Source organism: Streptomyces sp. NPDC004435 (genome assembly GCF_042873895.1).
In the GTDB taxonomy this organism is placed as follows: domain Bacteria; phylum Actinomycetota; class Actinomycetes; order Streptomycetales; family Streptomycetaceae; genus Streptomyces.
Map to the genome: position 1 here is coordinate 21,473 of NZ_JBIAMB010000010.1, position 16,660 is coordinate 38,132.

The 16,660-nt window shown below is 75.0% G+C and carries 17 protein-coding genes; 8 read left to right on the top strand and 9 right to left on the bottom strand.

Features of this window, described 5'->3' with window-relative positions; translation table 11 throughout:
- Positions 1–39: 39 nt before the first annotated feature.
- From ACFYT9_RS19330 to ACFYT9_RS19340, 3 genes are all read left to right on the top strand, one after another.
- The gene (locus tag ACFYT9_RS19330) at positions 40–675 is read left to right on the top strand and encodes a Clp protease N-terminal domain-containing protein (protein WP_389165366.1); all 636 of its coding nucleotides are present in this window, start codon (positions 40–42) and stop codon (positions 673–675) included.
- Between the two features lie 90 nt (positions 676–765).
- Positions 766–1,773 carry a DMT family transporter gene (locus ACFYT9_RS19335; RefSeq protein ID WP_389165368.1) on the top strand — a complete coding sequence of 336 codons (1,008 nt, stop codon included), beginning with the start codon at positions 766–768 and terminating at the stop codon, positions 1,771–1,773.
- 198 nt (positions 1,774–1,971) lie between these two features.
- Positions 1,972–3,030: a DMT family transporter gene (locus ACFYT9_RS19340; protein ID WP_389165370.1), complete on the top strand. Its 1,059-nt coding sequence runs from the start codon at positions 1,972–1,974 to the stop codon at positions 3,028–3,030.
- 193 nt (positions 3,031–3,223) lie between these two features.
- Here ACFYT9_RS19340 and ACFYT9_RS19345 read toward each other — a convergent pair whose 3' ends face one another.
- The gene (locus ACFYT9_RS19345; RefSeq protein ID WP_387276406.1) at positions 3,224–3,871 is read right to left on the bottom strand and encodes an FMN-binding negative transcriptional regulator; all 648 of its coding nucleotides are present in this window, start codon (positions 3,869–3,871) and stop codon (positions 3,224–3,226) included.
- Between the two features lie 9 nt (positions 3,872–3,880).
- Positions 3,881–4,657, bottom strand: coding sequence for a pyridoxamine 5'-phosphate oxidase family protein (locus ACFYT9_RS19350; protein ID WP_389165373.1), 777 nt, complete (start codon positions 4,655–4,657; stop codon positions 3,881–3,883).
- Positions 4,658–4,704: 47 nt separating this feature from the next.
- Here ACFYT9_RS19350 and ACFYT9_RS19355 point away from each other — a divergent pair, with 47 nt between their 5' ends.
- The gene (locus ACFYT9_RS19355) at positions 4,705–6,039 is read left to right on the top strand and encodes an aminotransferase class I/II-fold pyridoxal phosphate-dependent enzyme (protein WP_387276410.1); all 1,335 of its coding nucleotides are present in this window, start codon (positions 4,705–4,707) and stop codon (positions 6,037–6,039) included.
- 147 nt (positions 6,040–6,186) lie between these two features.
- On the opposite strand, the gene ACFYT9_RS19360 is transcribed toward ACFYT9_RS19355, so the two are convergent.
- Positions 6,187–7,221, bottom strand: a complete 1,035-nt coding sequence (locus tag ACFYT9_RS19360; RefSeq protein ID WP_389165376.1) for a DMT family transporter — start codon at positions 7,219–7,221, stop codon at positions 6,187–6,189.
- Between the two features lie 74 nt (positions 7,222–7,295).
- Here ACFYT9_RS19360 and ACFYT9_RS19365 point away from each other — a divergent pair, with 74 nt between their 5' ends.
- The gene (locus tag ACFYT9_RS19365; protein ID WP_387276414.1) at positions 7,296–8,198 is read left to right on the top strand and encodes a LysR substrate-binding domain-containing protein; all 903 of its coding nucleotides are present in this window, start codon (positions 7,296–7,298) and stop codon (positions 8,196–8,198) included.
- An 87-nt stretch (positions 8,199–8,285) separates the two neighbouring features.
- On the opposite strand, the gene ACFYT9_RS19370 is transcribed toward ACFYT9_RS19365, so the two are convergent.
- Entirely contained in the window at positions 8,286–8,753 is a 468-nt protein-coding gene (locus ACFYT9_RS19370; RefSeq protein WP_389165379.1) for a pyridoxamine 5'-phosphate oxidase family protein, read from the bottom strand.
- Positions 8,754–8,898: 145 nt separating this feature from the next.
- Between ACFYT9_RS19370 and ACFYT9_RS19375 the strand changes: the two genes are divergently transcribed.
- Positions 8,899–9,591, top strand: coding sequence for a cysteine hydrolase (locus ACFYT9_RS19375; protein WP_389165381.1), 693 nt, complete (start codon positions 8,899–8,901; stop codon positions 9,589–9,591).
- A 15-nt stretch (positions 9,592–9,606) separates the two neighbouring features.
- Here the strand turns inward: ACFYT9_RS19375 and ACFYT9_RS19380 are convergent, their stop codons facing one another.
- The 5 genes from ACFYT9_RS19380 to ACFYT9_RS19400 all read right to left on the bottom strand — a co-directional run bounded on the left by ACFYT9_RS19380 (position 9,607) and on the right by ACFYT9_RS19400 (position 13,414).
- A complete protein-coding gene (locus ACFYT9_RS19380; RefSeq protein WP_376597871.1) occupies positions 9,607–10,023 on the bottom strand; it encodes a Rieske (2Fe-2S) protein in 417 nt (138 codons plus the stop codon).
- Between the two features lie 158 nt (positions 10,024–10,181).
- On the bottom strand, positions 10,182–10,364 hold the full coding sequence (locus ACFYT9_RS19385) for a hypothetical protein (protein WP_387276420.1): 183 nt from the start codon (positions 10,362–10,364) through the stop codon (positions 10,182–10,184).
- Positions 10,365–10,472: 108 nt separating this feature from the next.
- Complete coding sequence (locus ACFYT9_RS19390; protein ID WP_389165385.1) at positions 10,473–11,342, bottom strand: DUF4436 domain-containing protein; 870 nt, start codon at positions 11,340–11,342, stop codon at positions 10,473–10,475.
- Positions 11,343–11,392: 50 nt separating this feature from the next.
- A complete protein-coding gene (locus ACFYT9_RS19395; protein ID WP_389165387.1) occupies positions 11,393–12,562 on the bottom strand; it encodes an agmatine/peptidylarginine deiminase in 1,170 nt (389 codons plus the stop codon).
- A 228-nt stretch (positions 12,563–12,790) separates the two neighbouring features.
- On the bottom strand, positions 12,791–13,414 hold the full coding sequence (locus ACFYT9_RS19400) for a TetR/AcrR family transcriptional regulator (RefSeq protein ID WP_389165388.1): 624 nt from the start codon (positions 13,412–13,414) through the stop codon (positions 12,791–12,793).
- An 88-nt stretch (positions 13,415–13,502) separates the two neighbouring features.
- On the opposite strand from ACFYT9_RS19400, the gene ACFYT9_RS19405 reads away from it, so the two are divergent.
- Both ACFYT9_RS19405 and ACFYT9_RS19410 read left to right on the top strand, forming a co-directional pair.
- On the top strand, positions 13,503–15,155 hold the full coding sequence (locus ACFYT9_RS19405) for a serine/threonine-protein kinase (RefSeq protein ID WP_389165391.1): 1,653 nt from the start codon (positions 13,503–13,505) through the stop codon (positions 15,153–15,155).
- 224 nt (positions 15,156–15,379) lie between these two features.
- Positions 15,380–16,543 carry an agmatine deiminase family protein gene (locus ACFYT9_RS19410; protein WP_389165394.1) on the top strand — a complete coding sequence of 388 codons (1,164 nt, stop codon included), beginning with the start codon at positions 15,380–15,382 and terminating at the stop codon, positions 16,541–16,543.
- Positions 16,544–16,660 lie beyond the last annotated feature (117 nt).

Below are 16,660 nucleotides of genomic sequence, written 5' to 3' on the forward strand. Positions count from 1 at the left end.
TGGGATGTCCCGGGCGGGCGCGGCTGGTGAGGTGGGAGGGTGCACCCTCCCGTCCCGTCGCGCCCCACTCCGCCCCCGGCCCCCGCCGGGCACGCGCCGCTCCTGGCCACCGTGCTCGGGGCCGCCCGCCGCCGGGCCCTGCGCGACGGCGACCGCCAGGTGGACACCGCCCACCTGCTGCACGCCCTCGTCGAGTCCGACCCCGAGACCCGCGCCGCCTTCGACGGCGAACCGCGGGTCGCCCGGGTCCTCGGCTACCTGGTCCAGCGTTCGATCGGATACGGGCTCCGCTGGCAGAGGTCCGGCGAGGGCGGGGGAGCCCCGCTCCCGCTGCCCGCCGTCCGGGCCGGTGAGGGGACGCGGCGCCCCGGCTCCCGCTGGTCCCCGGCGGCCGCGGCCGCCCTGGAGGAGGCGCTGCGCCGCGCCGCCGCCCGGGGTGAGGAGCAGCCCCGCGGGCTCGACCTGCTCGCCGGACTCGCCGCCGACCCCGGCAGCCGGGCCGGCGAGGTGCTGCGGCACGCCGGGATCGACCCACCGGTGCTCGGCGCCCGGGCCGCCGCGCTCGCCTCCGCCTCCGCGCCGTACGGTGCCGGGCTCCTGGACGCGGACCCGGCGGGACGGGCGGGCCGGGAGGAGTGGGCGGGCCGCGAGGAGCGGGGGGACGCGGAGCGCTGAGTTCCGCACGGCGAGCGGATTCCGGAGGCCGCCGTCTCAACAGGTGCGACGGGGGTTACACGCCTGACCGGGTCCTGCCATGATGGCCCGATGCACGCGTCTCAGGGGAGAAGCGCCGGCCTGGGACTCGCCCTGGCCTCGGCCTTCGCATTCGGTGGTTCGGGAGTGGCGGCCAAGCCGCTGATCGAGGCGGGCCTCGATCCGCTCCATGTCGTCTGGCTCCGGGTCGCCGGCGCCGCGCTCGTGATGCTGCCCGTGGCCTGGCGCCACCGGGACCTGCTGCGCCGCAAGCCCGGCCTGCTCCTCGGTTTCGGCCTCCTCGCCGTCGCCGGCGTCCAGGCCTTCTACTTCGCCTCGATCTCCCGGATCCCGGTCGGGGTCGCCCTCCTCGTCGAGTACCTCGCCCCGGCGCTGGTCCTCGGCTGGGTGCGCTTCGTCCAGCGCCGGCCGGTCACCCGCGCCGCCGCCCTGGGCGTGGTCCTCGCCGTCGGCGGTCTCGCCTGTGTCGTCCAGATCTGGTCGGGCCTGAGCTTCGACCTGCTCGGACTGCTGCTCGCCCTCGCCGCCGCCTGCTGCCAGGTCGGCTACTTCGTCCTCTCCGCCCAGGGATCCGACGAGGCCGAACCGGCCGATCCGCTCGGCGTCATCGCCTACGGACTGCTCATCGGCGCGCTGGTGCTCACCGTCGTCGCCCGCCCGTGGAGCATGGACACCGGCGTCCTGGCCGGGCGGGCCGACCTCGACGGGACCTCCGTCCCGGCCTGGCTGCTGCTCGGCTGGATCATCCTGATCGCCACCGTCCTCGCCTACGTCACCGGCGTCGTCTCGGTGCGCCGGCTCTCGCCGCAGGTCGCCGGGGTCGTCGCCTGCCTCGAGGCGGTCGTCGCGACCGTCCTCGCCTGGGTGCTGCTCGGCGAGCACCTGGAGGCCCCGCAGCTCCTCGGCGGCGCCCTCGTCCTCGTCGGCGCCTTCATCGCCCAGTCCGCCGCGCCGAAGCCGGCGTCGGAGGGACCCGTCGCGGGCTCCGAGGGCGACGGGGGAAAGGTCCCCGAGGCCGGGCACGAGAAGGAGTTGTCGCGCGGAAGGACCACCCCCTAGGGTGACGGCCATGCTTCAGACCGTTCTTCCGCCGCCCGTCGCCTAGCGCGCGCGGCACCTTCCTCCCGAAGACGACCGACCGGGCTCGGCCGGGCGACCTCTCGCCCCCGAGCGGTCCGTCGCTGCCCGCGCGCGGAGCAGGCGACCACCCTTCACCCGGTCCGTCCGCACGGACGACCGTCTTCACGGAGAAACCACGTGTCGAATCCGCATTCCCCTTCCGCCGCGCACCCCGTCCTGCCCGTCGGGCGGAGCCTGACCTACCTCGTCGTCGCCGGCATCGCCTGGGGCACCGCCGGCGCCGCCGGCTCGCTCGTCTTCCGCAACAGCGACATGGGGCCGTTCGCCCTCTCCTTCTGGCGCTGCGCGGGCGGACTGCTCCTGCTGCTGGCGGTCCCGGCGGTGAAGGGTCTGCGACGGGGGCGGGTCCGTACGGCCGCCGCCGCGTCCGACTCCATCTCGTCCGACTCCTCCTCCGGTTCCTCCTCCGGCTCCTCGGCCGTCGCCGAGGCACGCCGGATCCGGCTGATCCGGATCGTCGGCACCGGGCTCGGGCTGGCCGTTTTCCAGACCGCCTACTTCGCCGCCGTCGAGTCCACCGGGCTCGCCGTCGGCACCGTCATCACCCTCGGCGCGGGACCCGTCCTCATCGCGGTCGGCGCCCGCGTCACCATGGGCGAGCGCCTCGGCCTCGGCGGCCTCGCGGCCGTCGCGGGCGCGCTCGCCGGACTCGCCGTCCTCGTGCTGGGCGGCGGGGGAGCCGAGGTCCGGCTCGCGGGGGTCGGGTACGCCGTGCTCTCCGCCGCCGGTTTCGCCGCCCTCACCCTGCTCACCCGTTGGCTGGGCCGTACCGGGGGCAGCGCGGCCGGATCGCTCGCGAGCACCGCGTGGACCTTCGGCGTCTCGGCCGTCGTCGTGCTGCCCCTCGCCGGCGTCGAGGGGCTGCTGCCGCACACCCACGACGTCGTCCGGCTGCTGCTCCTGCTGCTGTACGTGGCGGCCATCCCGACCGCCCTCGCCTACGCCCTCTACTTCGCCGGGGCGGCGGTCGTGCGGGCCACCACCGTCTCCGTGATCATGCTTCTGGAGCCGGTCAGCGCGGCCCTGCTCGCCGTCACCCTCCTCGGCGAGGAGCTGACGGCGACGACCGTGCTCGGGACCGTCCTGCTCCTCGCCGCCGTCACCGGGCTCGCCCTCGCGGAGGCCCGGACGGCGGCGGCCGTGCGGCGCGGGAGCGCGGAGCCGTCGCCGGTGTGACCCGCCGGCGCGCCTGCCCCGGCGGTGAGGACGGTGAGGGGCGGGACGGCCCTGGTCCGCCGCCGGACGTGCGGCCGAGGCCGCCGGGCCCACCCCCGATCCGGTGGGACGCGATCCAGCTGGTGGGGACGGCGGTCTGAGTCGGCCGGGATCCGGCCGGTGGGGATTCGGGGTTCGGCCGGGGGCGGGCCGGTCAGGGCTCGCCGGCCAGGCGGCGGAGCTGGTGGGCGCGGGCGGCGAGGTCGCCGGGGCCCGCCCGCTCGGCGAGCCGGGCGGCGATCCGGGTCCGCGTCCCGGCCGGTTTGTTGCCCGCGTACTTGAACTTCGCCCGCACCTCCTTCACCTCCAGGACCAGCCCGCGGATGCCGGGGAGCAGCCGGCCGAACGGGGCTTCGCCGGGGGCGACGCGGGCGGTGCCTCCGTCCGGCTGGAAGTGGGCGACCTGGCGGTTCAGCAGCTCGGCCTTCTCCTCGGGGTCGTCCACCACGCGGGCGGCGCAGCGCAGTTGCACCGCCGCGTAGTACGAAGTCGGCGTTCCGTGCTCCGGGGGCGCGCCCTCGGGCGCCGTCCAGGGGCCGGGGGCGTACACGTAGTCGTCGACCACGCTGAGGAGCACCAGCGGATCGGCCTCCAGGGCCCGCCACAGCGGGTTGGGGCGGGCGAGGTGGGTGAGGACGCGGCCGTACGGGCCGGACTCCGCCTCGTACCGGAAGTGCGCGGGCTGCACCCAGGGCGGGTCGCCGGGCAGGCCGTTGACGGCGAGCTGGCCGAAGTCGTGGCGGGCGAGCCACGCGCGCCACTCGGCGTCGTCGGCGGGGGCGTCCCAGGGGTGGATGAGCATGTCGGCCCCTCAGAGCGCGGTCAGATAGGCGGGCAGGGCGATCGACGGGTCCAGGTCTACGGACGGGACCGGGGAGCCGGTGGCCGGGGCGACCGGGACCACGCCCGCCCAGTGCGGCAGCGCCAGGTCCTCGGCGTCGTCGTTCGGTCCCGCGGCACGGACCTTGGCGGAGACCTCCTCCAGGTCCAGCCGGATGACGGCGGTGGCGGCCAGCTCCTTGGCGTTCGCGGGCCGCGCGTCGGCGGCGCGGCCGGGGACGACCTGGTCGACGAGCGCGTCGAGGGCGGCACGCAGCTCCTCGGGGTCGGTGACCTGGTGCGCGGTGCCGTGGACGACGACCGAGCGGTAGTTGAGCGAGTGGTGGAAGGCGGAGCGGGCGAGGACCAGGCCGTCGACGTGGGTGACGGTGAGGCAGACCGGCAGGCCGGGGGCCCCGGCGCCGTCGGAGGCTCCGTCGGCGCTCGCGGGCTTCGGGCGGCCGGCCGCGCGGAGCGGGCGGGAGCCGGTGGAGCCGTGGACGTACAGCCGCTCGCCGATCCGGCCGTAGAGGGTGGGCAGCACGACCGGGGCGCCGTCCCGTATGAAGCCCAGGTGGCAGACGTAGCCCGCGTCGAGGATCGCGTGGACGAGCGCCCGGTCGTAGGAGGCGCGCTGCCGGGCGCGGGTGGGCACCGTCCGGTCGGTGGGGGCGTACTCCGGAGAGCCCTCGCCGGAGGTGCGGTCCGCGGTTCGGTCGGCGGGGGCGCGGTCCGCGGGGTGTCCGGTGGCGGTGGTCGTGGTGCTCATGGCGGGTCCCCTTGCCCTGTGTATTGCACTAGTGCATAATGTGGTTTGTGCTAGGAGAGTATCGGATCGAAGGTCGTCGCGCATCGGAGATCGCCGCCAGCGTGGAGCGGGGGGTGGGGGCGGGAGCCCTGGAACCCGGTCAAGCCCTGCCGCCCATGCGGGAGTTGGCCGCCGTGCTGGGGGTGAACCCGAACACCGTCGCCGCCGCGTACCGGACCCTGCGGGAGCGCGGGGTCATCGAGACCGACGGGCGGCGCGGCAGCCGGGTGCGTCCACGCCCCGCCACGACCGCGCGCGGCTCGCTGCGCGTCGAGGCGCCGCCCGGAGTCCGGGACCTCAGCGGCGGCAACCCCGACCCCGCCCTGTTGCCGGCGCTCGACGCGGCCTTCGCCGAGGCGGCCCGGCGGTACGCCGTACGGCCCGGCCTCTACGGCGAGGCCCCCGTCGACCCGGAGTTCGCCCGGCTCGCGCGCGCCGCCTTCGACGCCGACGGTGTGCCCGACGGGCCGGTCGGCGTGGCCTCCGGCTCCCTCGACGCCATCGAGCGGATCCTCGCCGTCCACCTCAGGCCCGGCGACGCCGTGGCCGTCGAGGACCCCGGCTGGGGCAGCCTCCTCGACCTCGTGCCCGCCCTCGGCCTGCGGCCCGTACCGGTCGCCGTCGACGACGACGGGCCGCTCGCGGACGCCGTCGAGCGGGCCGTCACCCGGGACGGGGCCCGCGCGGTGATCGTCACCGACCGCGCCCAGAACCCCACCGGAGCCTGCCTCGGCGCCGCCCGCGCCACCGAGCTGCGCCGGGTCCTCGCCGCCCACCCCGGCGTGCTGCTCATCGAGGACGACCACGGGCACGGCATCGTGACCCGGCGGCTCCGGCCGCTCGCCGGGGTCACCGACAGCTGGGCGCTCGTCCGCTCGGTCGCCAAGGCGTACGGGCCGGACCTGCGCATCGCCGCCTTCACCGGCGACCCCGAGACCGTCGACCGCGTCCTCGGCCGGCAGCGCCTCGGCCCCGGCTGGGTCAGCCGCCTCCTCCAGCAGGCGGTCGCCCACCTCTGGAGCACGGACGCGGTCGACCCGGAGACGGTCGCCGGCGCCTACGGCGAGCGGCGGGACGCCCTGGTCCGGGCCCTGGCGCGGCGGGGGGTCGAGGCGCACGGGCGCAGCGGCATGAACGTCTGGGTGCCGGTCGCCGACGAGACCGGGGCCGTCGCGCGACTGCTCGCCGCGGGCTGGGCGGTGGCCCCCGGCGCCCGCTTCCGCCTCGCCACCGGGCCGGCCGTCCGCGTCACCGTCTCGACCCTCTCCCTCGACGACATCGACTCCTTGGCCGACGCCGTCGCGACGGCCGCGGGCCCGGCCCCCGCCCGCAGCTACGGCTGAGGGGGCGGGGCCGGGAGCCGGAGGGGCCGGGAGGGGTCGGGGCCGGGAGCCGGAGGGGTCGGGCCGGGGTCTGCCTGGTCGGGTGCGGGCCCGGCCCCCGGTCGTCGCGTGCGGGCCGGGAGCCGGACGGGTCAGGTGCGGGCCGGGTCAGGTGCGGGCCGGGGTCTTCCGGGGCCGCGCCGCGGGAGCGGAGGCGGGGGCGGGGGCGGGAGTCGTGCGGGGCGGGGGCGGGGTCCTGCGTGACGTGCGGGTCTGGGTGAGGGCCGCGCCGAGGAGGATCACGACGGCGCCGACCGGGGTGTTCCAGGCGAGCTGCTCGCCCAGGAAGGCCACGCCCGCGGCCGTCGCGATGACCGGGACGAAGTACGTGACCATCGAGGCCGTCGTCGGGCCGACCTCCGCGACGACGCCGTACTGGAGCAGCATCGCGTACCCCGTGCCGAGGGCGCCGAGGGCGATCACCGCGAGCAGCGGCAGGAGCTCGACGGAGTCCGGGACGGTCGTGAAGAGCGGGGTCACGACGGCGAGTTGCAGTGTGGCCACGCCGACCTGGCCGGTCGCCAGGGAGAGGTTCGAGGCGCCGGTGCCGCTCAGGGTGCGGCGGACGTAGATCCAGCCGACCGCGTAACTGGCGGAGGCGAGCAGCGCCAGCGCCGTGCCCGTCACGTCGAGTCCCGAGAAGCCCTGCCACGCGCCGAGGACCGTCAGGACGCCGACGAAGCCGATGCCGAGGCCCGCCGCGCGCACCCGGGTGGGCCGGTCCTCGGAGAGCGCCACGAGCGACAGGACCATGCCCCACAGCGGGGTCGTCGCGTTGCAGATCCCCGCCAGCGTCGACGGGATCGTCAGCTCCGCGTAGGCGAAGAGCGAGAACGGCAGGGCGTTGAGCAGGAACGCCGCCACCGTCAGGTGCCCCCAGGTGCGCGCCCCGCGCGGCAGCCGGTCCCGCTTCACCACCAGAGCCACCACCAGCACCGCCGTACCGAAGAGCAGCCGGCCGAAGGTCACCTGGAAGGGGGCGAACCCCTCCGTGCCGACCTTGATGAACAGGAAGCTGAAGCCCCAGATCAGGGCCAGCACGCCGAAGCGGACCCGCCAGTCGAGGAGGCTCGCGCGCAGGGGGCGGCGGACGGGGGAGGAGGGTGGTCCGGGCGGGGTGACGGGGGCGGCTGCGTGGCTCATGCACTCAGGGTGACGGCGAACGACCTCGTAGAACAAGCGAGATTCTGTCGACCCTTTCGCTTAGCATTGCTTACATGTTGAACCTGGAGCGCCTGCGCACCCTCGACGCCGTCGCCCGGCACGGCTCCGTGAGCGGCGCCGCCGACGGCCTGCACGTGACCACTTCCGCCGTCTCCCAGCAGCTGTCCAAGCTGGAGCGTGAGGTGGGCCAGCGGCTCCTCGCCAAGAACGGGCGCGGGGTGCGGCTCACCGACGCCGGGCTGCTGCTCGCCGAGCACGCGGCCCGGATCCTCTCCCACGTCCAGCTCGCCCAGGCCGACATCGAGGCCCAGCGGGGCCAGGTCGTCGGCGAGGTCCGGCTGGTCGGCTTCCCGACCGCCGCGCGCGGCCTCTTCCCCGCGGCCCTCGCCTCCCTCCGCGCCCGCCACCCCGATCTGCGGGTCCGCACCGCCGAGTTCGAGCCCGAGCACGGGGTGCGGGCGGTGCTGCGCGGCGACGCCGACCTCGCGATCGTCCTGGACTGGAGCAACCGGCGGGCGCCGGTCCCCGGCGAGCTGGAGCGGGCCCACCTGCTCGACGACGCCGCGGACGTCGCCCTGCCCGCCGGCCACCGGCTCGCCGGACGGGAGGCGGTGGACCTGGAGGACTTCGCCGACGAGGAGTGGGTGTCCTGGCCGGAGGGGGAGTTCTGCCACGACTGGCTGATGTTCACCCTCCGCTCCCAGGGCATCGAGCCGCGCATCGCCCACTTCGCGGGCGAGCACCACACCCAGCTCGCCCTCGTCGCCGCCGGACTCGGCGTCTGCGTCACGCCCCGGCTCGGGCGGCCGCACCCGGAGGGGGTCGTCTGCGTGCCCGTACGCCAGCAGATGCGGCGGCACATCTACGCCACCTGGCGCACCGACGCCGGCCGCCGGCCCTCGCTGCGCGCGGTCGTCGAGGCGCTGCGGGAGGCCGGTCGGCCGCACGCCGGCTGAACGGCGGACGCGGCCGGGGCCCGTACGCCGGACCGGGGCCCGTACGCCGGACCGGGGCCCGTACGCCGGACCGGGGCCGGGCGGGCCCTACGCGCCGCCGAGCTTGCGGAAGTCCCAGGAGGCGATCGCGTCCGGGGTCAGCCGGAGCCAGGCGTGCCGGCCGTCGTGCGGCATGGAGTCGAGGCCGAAGTTCTTCGCGGCGAAGAGGCGCTCCACCGCGTCGAGGCCGGGGCACGGCTCACCCGTCCGCGGCGCCTCGCCGACGAAGACCGCCGTCCCCGACAGCTCGGCCCCGCGCAGCTCGCCGTACTCCTCGCCGTCGTCCACCAGGACGGAGATCCGCGGATCGGCCCGCAGCTCGGCCCAGCGGCGGCTGCGCGTCAGCGAGTACAGCCAGAGCGAGGCGCCGTCCCACGCGAACCAGAGCGCGCTCACATGGGGCCGCCCGTCGGCGGACACGCTCGCGACCCGGCAGGTGCGCTGTTCGGCGAGGAAGGCGTCGAGCTCCTCCGGGGTCATCATGATCCGGCGTCCACGGCGCTGTGCGACGGTCATCGTCCGCACCCTTCTGGTTGTCCGACGAGGGAGGTCCGGTTCTCGGACGGGACCGAGTTCCCGAGGGGACTGGATTTCTGATGAGACGTCAGAAAGCATGGGCGCACGTCCACGCCGGTGCAAGGGGTACGTCCGAGGGGGAGCGATGAGCGGAAGCGGAACGACGGGCCGAGGGGGAGCCGGGAACCGCCGGGAGGAGCTCGACGAGCGGCTGCGCCCCGACACGACGGTGCTGCTCACGATCGAGTGCCAGGAAGGGGTCGTCGGCGAGAGGAGCGCCCTTCCCGAACTCGCCGCCGTCGCCCGGAGATCGGGCGCGCTGGCCAACGTCGCCCGGCTGGTCGACGCCGCGCACGGCGCCGGCGTCCAGGTCGTCCACGCCGTCGCCGAGCGGCGCCCCGACGGGCGCGGCTCCAACGCCAACGCGCGGCTCTTCCACGCCGCCGCGCGGCTCCCTGTGCAACAGCACAGCGGCTCCACGGCGGTACGGATCGCGGCGCCGATCCAGGTGGCGGACGAGGACCTGGTGGTGCGCCGCCTCCACGGGCTCTCCCCGCTGGCGGGGACGGACGTGGACGCGCTGCTGCGCAACCTCGGCTGCCGGACCCTCGTCGTCACCGGCGTCTCAGCGAATGTGGCAGTGCCCAACGCCGTCTTCGACGCCGTCAACCTCGGCTACACCGTCGTCGTCCCCCAGGACGCGATCGCGGGGGTCCCGGCCGACTACACCCCCGCGATGATCCGCAACACGCTCGCCCTCGTCGCGACCCTCGCCACCACCGACGACCTGCTCACCGCCTGGAAGGCGCCCCGGCGCTCCGCCGCCCGGGAGAGGTGACGGCCGTCGGTCCCCTCAGCCGAAGGAGATTGAGTCGCCCTTCACCTCGATGGGCTCCGGGGGAAGCGGGGAGGGTGCCGGGCCGGACTTCACGCTGCCGTCGTTCACGTCGAACCTGCTCTGGTGGCACGGGCAGATGATCACCCCGTCCTTCACCTCGCTCACCGCGCAGCCGGAGTGGGTGCACTTCGACGAGAACGCCTTGTACTCGCCGGCCTTCGGCTGGGTGATGACGATCCCCCGGTCCGCCAGGACCTTGCCGCCGCCGACCGGGATGTCCCCGGTCTTCGCGAGCGGCCCCTGCGGAGAGCCGTCCGAGCCCCCCGAGCCGGTGCCGCCCTCCCCGTCCGAGCCCCCGCAGGCGGCCAGTGCCGCCGACGCGAGCCCCGCCCCGCCGGCCGCCACCACGGTCCGCCGTGCCACTCCGCTCATGCCTGCCCCTCTCCCGTCCGTGCGCTCGCGCGCCGGCGGCCGCACAGCCGGCGCGTTCCTGGAGCGACGGTAGACGCAGTTCCTGTGACGTACGCCCTGTTCGGCACAGACTCACTCCCCCCCCAGGGCCTTCGGCTCCCGGCGGGACAGGCGGCCCGTCAGTTCAGGAGGCCGAGCAGCCAGCCGAAGAAGTCCCCCACGGCGCCGAAGGCCCACTGCGCCGCCACCACGAGCAGCACGCAGAAGCCGAGGAAGAGCACGGTGCCCCAGCCGCAGCCGTGGCCGCCCGTGTCCGGCACGTCGCCGCCGCGGCCGCCCGCCTCGAAGTCGAACAGGTCCATGTGGACTCCCCCGGATCGCCGGGCGGAGCCCCCCGGCTCCGCCCCTGTGATCCGAGACTCCGCCACGGCCCCGCCGGTTCCCCGACCGGCGATGCCGAGGCGGTGCGTTCACGGGGTCTCCGGGGCCTTGCGTTCGGCGCGGAAGCCCGTGACGGCCACCGTGACGAGGCAGCAGGCGATCACCGTCTCGGCCCAGAGGAAGGCGAGGTAGTCCAGGAGGCTGCCGATCGGCGGTGTGCCGGGGGCGGTGTTGCGGAAGGCGGCGAGGGCGAAGAGCGTGGCGGCCATCCAGCCGAGCGCCGGCCAGGTCAGCCCCTTGCGCCCGGTGACGAGGAACCAGGAGCCGAGCAGGACGGAGACGGCCAGGGCCCACATGGCCACCATCATGAAGACGGCGAAGACGAGGACGCTGTCGGAGCGGCCGAGGGAGACGTCGAAGAGCGCGGTCCCGTTCTCCTCGGAGGCGTCCACGGTCGCCGAGAAGAGCGCGTCGGCGTTGGTGAGCGTCATCCGGACGGGGACCGTCTCACCGCCCTGCACGGCGGTGAACTCGATCGCCGCGTCGTAGGCGTCGAAGGGGTAGTCGGTGATCGAGCCGCCCGTCAGCGTGACCGGCAGGTCCTTGGTCGCGATGCGGCTGTGCGCGGGGAAGGACAGGTCGCCCCGGGTGGAGGTGGAGGTCTGGAGCGTCAGGTCCTCGGTCGGCGAGACGCCGCCGGCCTCGGCCAGGTCGCCCCGGGGGGTGACCAGGACGCGGAGCGTCAGCTCGCGGCCGGCGGCGTCGACGCGCTGGACCGAGGCCAGGACGTCGACCCGGTCCGGGGCGGTGCTGCCCACGGCGTACACCGTGTCCTGGCTCTGGCGTTCGCCGAACTGGACCCAGACGCCCAGGGCGAGGGCGGCCACGACCAGGAGGCAGACGAGGACGGCGGGCAGCGGGCCGCCCTGTTTCGGTCCGCGGCGGCGGGTGGTGGACACGGTGGCTCTCCCTGGTCGTTTCCGGTCTCGCTCTTCTTCCGCCCGCGCGGTCAGTCGACCGGCTCGCCGGGCTGGTCGTGGGTGGCGCAGTGGATCCCGCCGCCGCCGGTGGCGATGGTGTCGATGTTCACCTGCACGACGTCCCTCTTGGGGAAGTGCTCCTGGAGGATGCCCCGGGCCCGGTCGTCGGCCTTCCGGTCGCCGAACTTGGGCATGTACACGGCGTCGTTGCCGATGTAGAAGTTCGCGTAGGTGGAGAGGAAGTCGTCGCTGTAGCCCGAGATCCGGTCGGGGTCGGGCTGCGGGAGGTCGATGACCTCGAAGCGGCGGCCCTTCGCGTCGGTCGCCCGGCTCAGCACGGACGCGGCCTGGTCCGACGACCGCGACCAGGAGTCCGCGGGCGTGCCGGGGAAGGCGCGGTCGAGGAGGATCACACCGGGGGCGGTGAAGCGTACGAGACTGTCGACGTGCGCGTCGGTGATGTCCTCGCCGCGCACGCCCTTCAGCCAGATCACCTTCTCCATGCCCAAGAGCTCCTTGAGGTCGGCCTCGATCTCGGCGCGGCTCATGCCCGGGTTCCGGTTCTCGTTGACGATCGAGCTCTCGGTGACGAGGAGGGTGCCCTCGCCGTCTGTCTCGAAGGAGCCGCCCTCGGAGACGAGGGGGGCTTCCTCGCGGGGGATGCCGTACCTGGCGAGCAGCTTCCGCCCGACCTGGGCGTCGTTGTCGTGGACCTGCTTCTCGCCCCAGCCGTTGAAGTTGAAGTCGACGCCGACGACCTCGCCGCCCTCCTCGACGAAGACGGGGACGGTGTCGCGCGCCCACAGGTCGTCGACGGCGAGCGGGATGACCTCGACGTCCCTGCCGCACGCCTTCTGGGCGGCGGACACCTGGTTCGGCCGGGCCATCATCACCACGTACTCGTACCTGGCGATGGCCCGGGCCACGCGGGCGATGTCCTCCCGTACGTAGGGCAGGTCCTCGCCCCAGACGGAGTCCAGGGCCGGCCACGACATGAAGGTGCGGGCGTGGCTCTCCCACTCGGCGCCCAGTCGGCGGTCCGCGTCGGTCCCGGAGCCCGCGCCGGGTGCCGAGCCGGTGGCGGCGGCCCCCGACCGGCCCTGGTCGGACGGGCCGCACGCCGTGGAGCCGAGGGCGAGGGCGCCGAGCCTGGCGAGCACCCGCAGCGCGGAGCGGCGGGAGGGACGGAAGTCGGACATCTGGGTCTCCGATCATGTGGGGGGCGGGACCAGGTCAACAGGGTGCATGGACAGGCCCCTGGATGCCTGGCAGCGCCGGGCCGGATGAGGCTGTCGTGTCGCCACTCTGACACTGACTGAAAATTCAGTCAAACTTTGGGATGGCGGGGGCGCCGGTCCGAGGTCGTCCGTGGCGGCGCCATGAGGTGTCCAGCGTCGGTCGGTGCCGCTGTCCATCGGTGTCCGCCGTCAGCGGCTCAGGCGTTCGAGTTCGAGGGTGACCGCCTCCTTCACCAGCTCGCGGGCGTGGGGGAGGGGGAGTGCGCCGCTGAGCCAGCGCGTACTGAGCCCCTCCAGGAGGCCGGTGAGCCGTTCCGCGGAGGCCGTGAGGGCGGGCGCGGGGGCCGTCGGCCGGATGCCGCCCAGCAGGTCCGCGACATCATGGATCCAGGTCAGCGTCGCCCTCGCCAGGTCGCCGCGCAACTCGGGCTCGAAGACCGCGCTGGCCCGCAGTTCCCCCCAGGCCGTGCTGTTCTCCCGGACCTCGGGGAGGTCCTGGAACTCCAGGAGCAGGGACTGCACCAGCTCCTGGCGGGGATCCCGCGGCACGTCGAGGCCGCCCCCGCCGGAGGTGTACCGGTCGGCGCGGTCGCTGATGAACTCCAGGGTGTGCCGGAGCACGCCGGCCCGGTCCTTGAAGTGGTAGTAGATCAGCGCGGTGGACACCCCCGCCTCCGCGGCGAGCTCCTCCATGCGCAGCCCGCGCACTCCTCGCCGGGCTATGACCCGGGCCGCGCCCTCCAGGATCGCGGTTCTGCGGTCCGTCGCCACGTGTGATCCCCTCCCGATCGGTCTGAGCCACCAGTGTCTCATGTTGACTGAATCTTTAGTTAGATGCACGATGCGCCCATTGCGTCCCTCGATCCCCGCCCCTCGTTCCACCTCGTCGAAAGAGCCACCCATGTCCGCTCAGCTCCCTGGTGCACAGCCCGTTCACACGGCGCTCACGGCCGACGACCCGCGCGAGATCGGCGGCTACCGCCTCCAGGCACGGCTCGGCTCGGGCGGCATGGGCGTGGTGTACCTCGCGCACACGCCCGGCGGGCGGCCGATCGCGCTGAAGGTGGTGCGGGAGGAGTACGCGGGGGACCCCGAGTTCCGCCTGAGATTCGCCCAGGAGGTGGCCAGCGCCGAGCGCATCCACGGCCTCTTCACCGCGCAGGTCGTCGCCTCCGGGGTGGACGCCCCGACCCCGTGGCTCGCCACCGCGTACGTCCCCGGGCCCTCGCTGCACGAGGTGGTCCGGCGGCACGGACCGCTCCCGGTGCGCACGGTCCTGCCGCTCCTGGCCGGGATCGCCGAGGCGCTGGAGGCGATCCACCGGGCCGGCGTCGTCCACCGCGACCTCAAGCCCGCCAACGTGCTGATCGCCGAGGACGGCCCCCGGGTCATCGACTTCGGCATCGCGCGGGCCGCCGACGCGGTCGCGCTGACCGGTACGGGCCTGCGGATCGGCACCGCCGCGTTCATGGCGCCCGAGCAGGCGCTCGGCGCCCCGGTGTCCCCGGCCACCGACGTCTTCGCGCTCGGCGCGCTCGTCGCGTACGTGGTGAGCGGCGAGCCGCCGTTCGGGGCGGGCCCGGAGTCGGCGGCCCTGTACCGGGTGGTCCACGAGGAGCCCGACCTCTCCCGCGTGCCGGAGGACCTGCGTGACCTGGCGGCCTGGTGCCTCGCCAAGCGGCCCGAGGACCGGCCGACTCCGGCGGAGCTGATCGCGGCCGTCCACGCCCACCCGCTGGTCGGGTCCCGCCCCGAGTTCGGGGAGGGCTGGCTGCCGTGGTCGATCAGCCACGAGGTCGCGGGTCGGGCGGGCCGCCCGGCGGCCGGCGGGCGGCGGGAAGAGCGGGGTGCGCCGGAGGGGGGTGCGCTGGAGCGGGGTGTGCTGGGGCAGGTGGCGTCGGGGCGGGTGGCGCACCCGGCGCCGCCGGTCCACGCCCAGCCGACGCTCGCGGCGCCAGCGGGGGCGCCGGGCGCGGGGGCTATGGCAGGTGTGAGTGCGGGTGGGGCGGGGGCCGTGGATGCGCCGGGGGAGCACTCGGCGCGCGGCGGTACGGGGCGCTCCGCCGCCTCCTCCGCGAGCGGGCGGCGCCGGGTCGTGTGGGCCCTGGCCGTCGGCGTCGCCGCGGGGGCGGTCGCCGGCGGGGTGTACCTCAGCGGTCCGGTGTCCGGTTCCGGCCCCTCCACCTACTCCCCGGCCGGGGAGGAGGTCACCCTCACCGCCCCGGACGACAGCTACGAGTTCGATCTGAAGGCCCGGAAGGTCGTTCCCGCCGACACGGCCGGCTGGTACCTGGCGCGGGACCGCTCGGAGTTCGTCCTGCCCGAGGACAGCGACGCCTTCGTCGCCGCGGGAGACGATCTGAGCCCCGCGGACTGCGTGCGGGGCATCGACACGGAACCCGTCACCCGGGTCGCCTTCGCGGACCTGGCCGACGAACGCCCCTTCTGCATCCGGGGCGGGGACGGCCGGGAGCTCGTCGTCGTACGGCTGCTGGAGGCCGCGCCCGACGGGGGTCCGGTCACCGCCGCCTTCGAGCCCCACCGGCGGGACTAGGACCCGCCGTCACCCTTCCCGTCCGCCCGCCCTCCGGGCGAGGACGGGAGCCCGGCGGCAGGCCCTCACCTCCGCGCCGACAGTCCGGACCAGATTATTGACTGAATTTTCAGTCTGTTGAACGATGGGTGAGGGCTCGGGCTTCTCGTCCGCCCCTCGCTTCTCCCTCCTCCCTCCCCTCCCCTCACCTCACCTCACCTCACCTCACCTCAGGCAGGTCCCTCATGGACAGTCCCACCACCTCCCGGCGCCGCCTGCTCCAGTTCGGCGCGGCCGCCCTGCCGCTCGCGGCCCTCGGGTCGGCGCTCCCCTCGGCCGCCGCCCACGCCGCCACCGGTTCCGCGGCCGCCCCGCCGCGGATGCCCGCCGAGACCGAACGTCACGTGCGTACCTTCATGGCGTGGCCGGCGCTGTCGTCGATCTGGTCCGACAGGCTCGACGGCGTCCGCTCCGACATCGCGAAGGTCGCCGACACGGTCTCCCGGTACGAGCCGGTCACCGTACTGGCCCGCCCCTCGCAGGCGGCCGACGCGCGGTACCGGTGCGGAGCGGGGGCGTACTACGGCATCGACATCCTGGAGATCCCCAACGACGACCTCTGGATACGGGACTTCGGCCCCACCTTCGTCGTCGCGCCCGGCACGGTCGCCGGGGTGGACACCAACTTCAACGGCTGGGGCAAGGCCGGCACCTCGTACGCGCAGCCCTACGGCAACGACGCCCTCGCGGCGGAGGCGCTGCTCGCGCAGTACGGCGTCCCGCGCGTGCGGGCCGGGTTCGTCGGCGAGGGCGGCTCGCTGGAGACCGACGGGCAGGGCACCCTCCTCGCCACGGTCAGCTCCCTCGTCAACGCCAACCGCAACCCGGGCATGACGCAGGATCAGGTCGAGCGCGAGCTGAAGGCGGCGCTCGGCGTCACGAAGGTGATCTGGGTCCCCGGGCTCGCCGGCCAGGACATCACCGACTGCCACATCGACTGCCTGGCCCGCTTCGTCGCGCCCGGGCACGTCATCCTCGACCGGCCCGGACCCCGGACCGACCCCCAGTGGGTCGCGGTCTACGAGGAGACGAAGCGGATCCTGGAGAGCGCCACCGACGCGCAGGGGCGCCGGCTGGCCATCACCGAACTGACGGGCCCCGACCGGCTCAAGATCCGCCGGGGCGGCGACGGCTTCCTCTCCAGCTACACCAACTACTACACGGTGAACGACGCCGTGCTCGTCCCGCACTTCGGTGACGCCGACGCCGACGCGGCGGCCTACTCGGTCCTCGCGGCGGCCTATCCGGGCCGGAACATCGTCCAGCTGAACGTCGACGGCATCGCGAGCGGCGGAGGCGGCATCCACTGCGCCACCCAGTCGATGCCGGCCGTGCCCCCGGCCGCCTGACGGCCCTCGCGCCGGGCCGTCCGGCAGGTGCGGAGCCGGTGGTCCGGCCGCTCGGACCACCGGCCTTCGGGCCGGTGATCCGGCCGGTCGTCCGGTGGTGTGCGGGGCCCGGTAAGG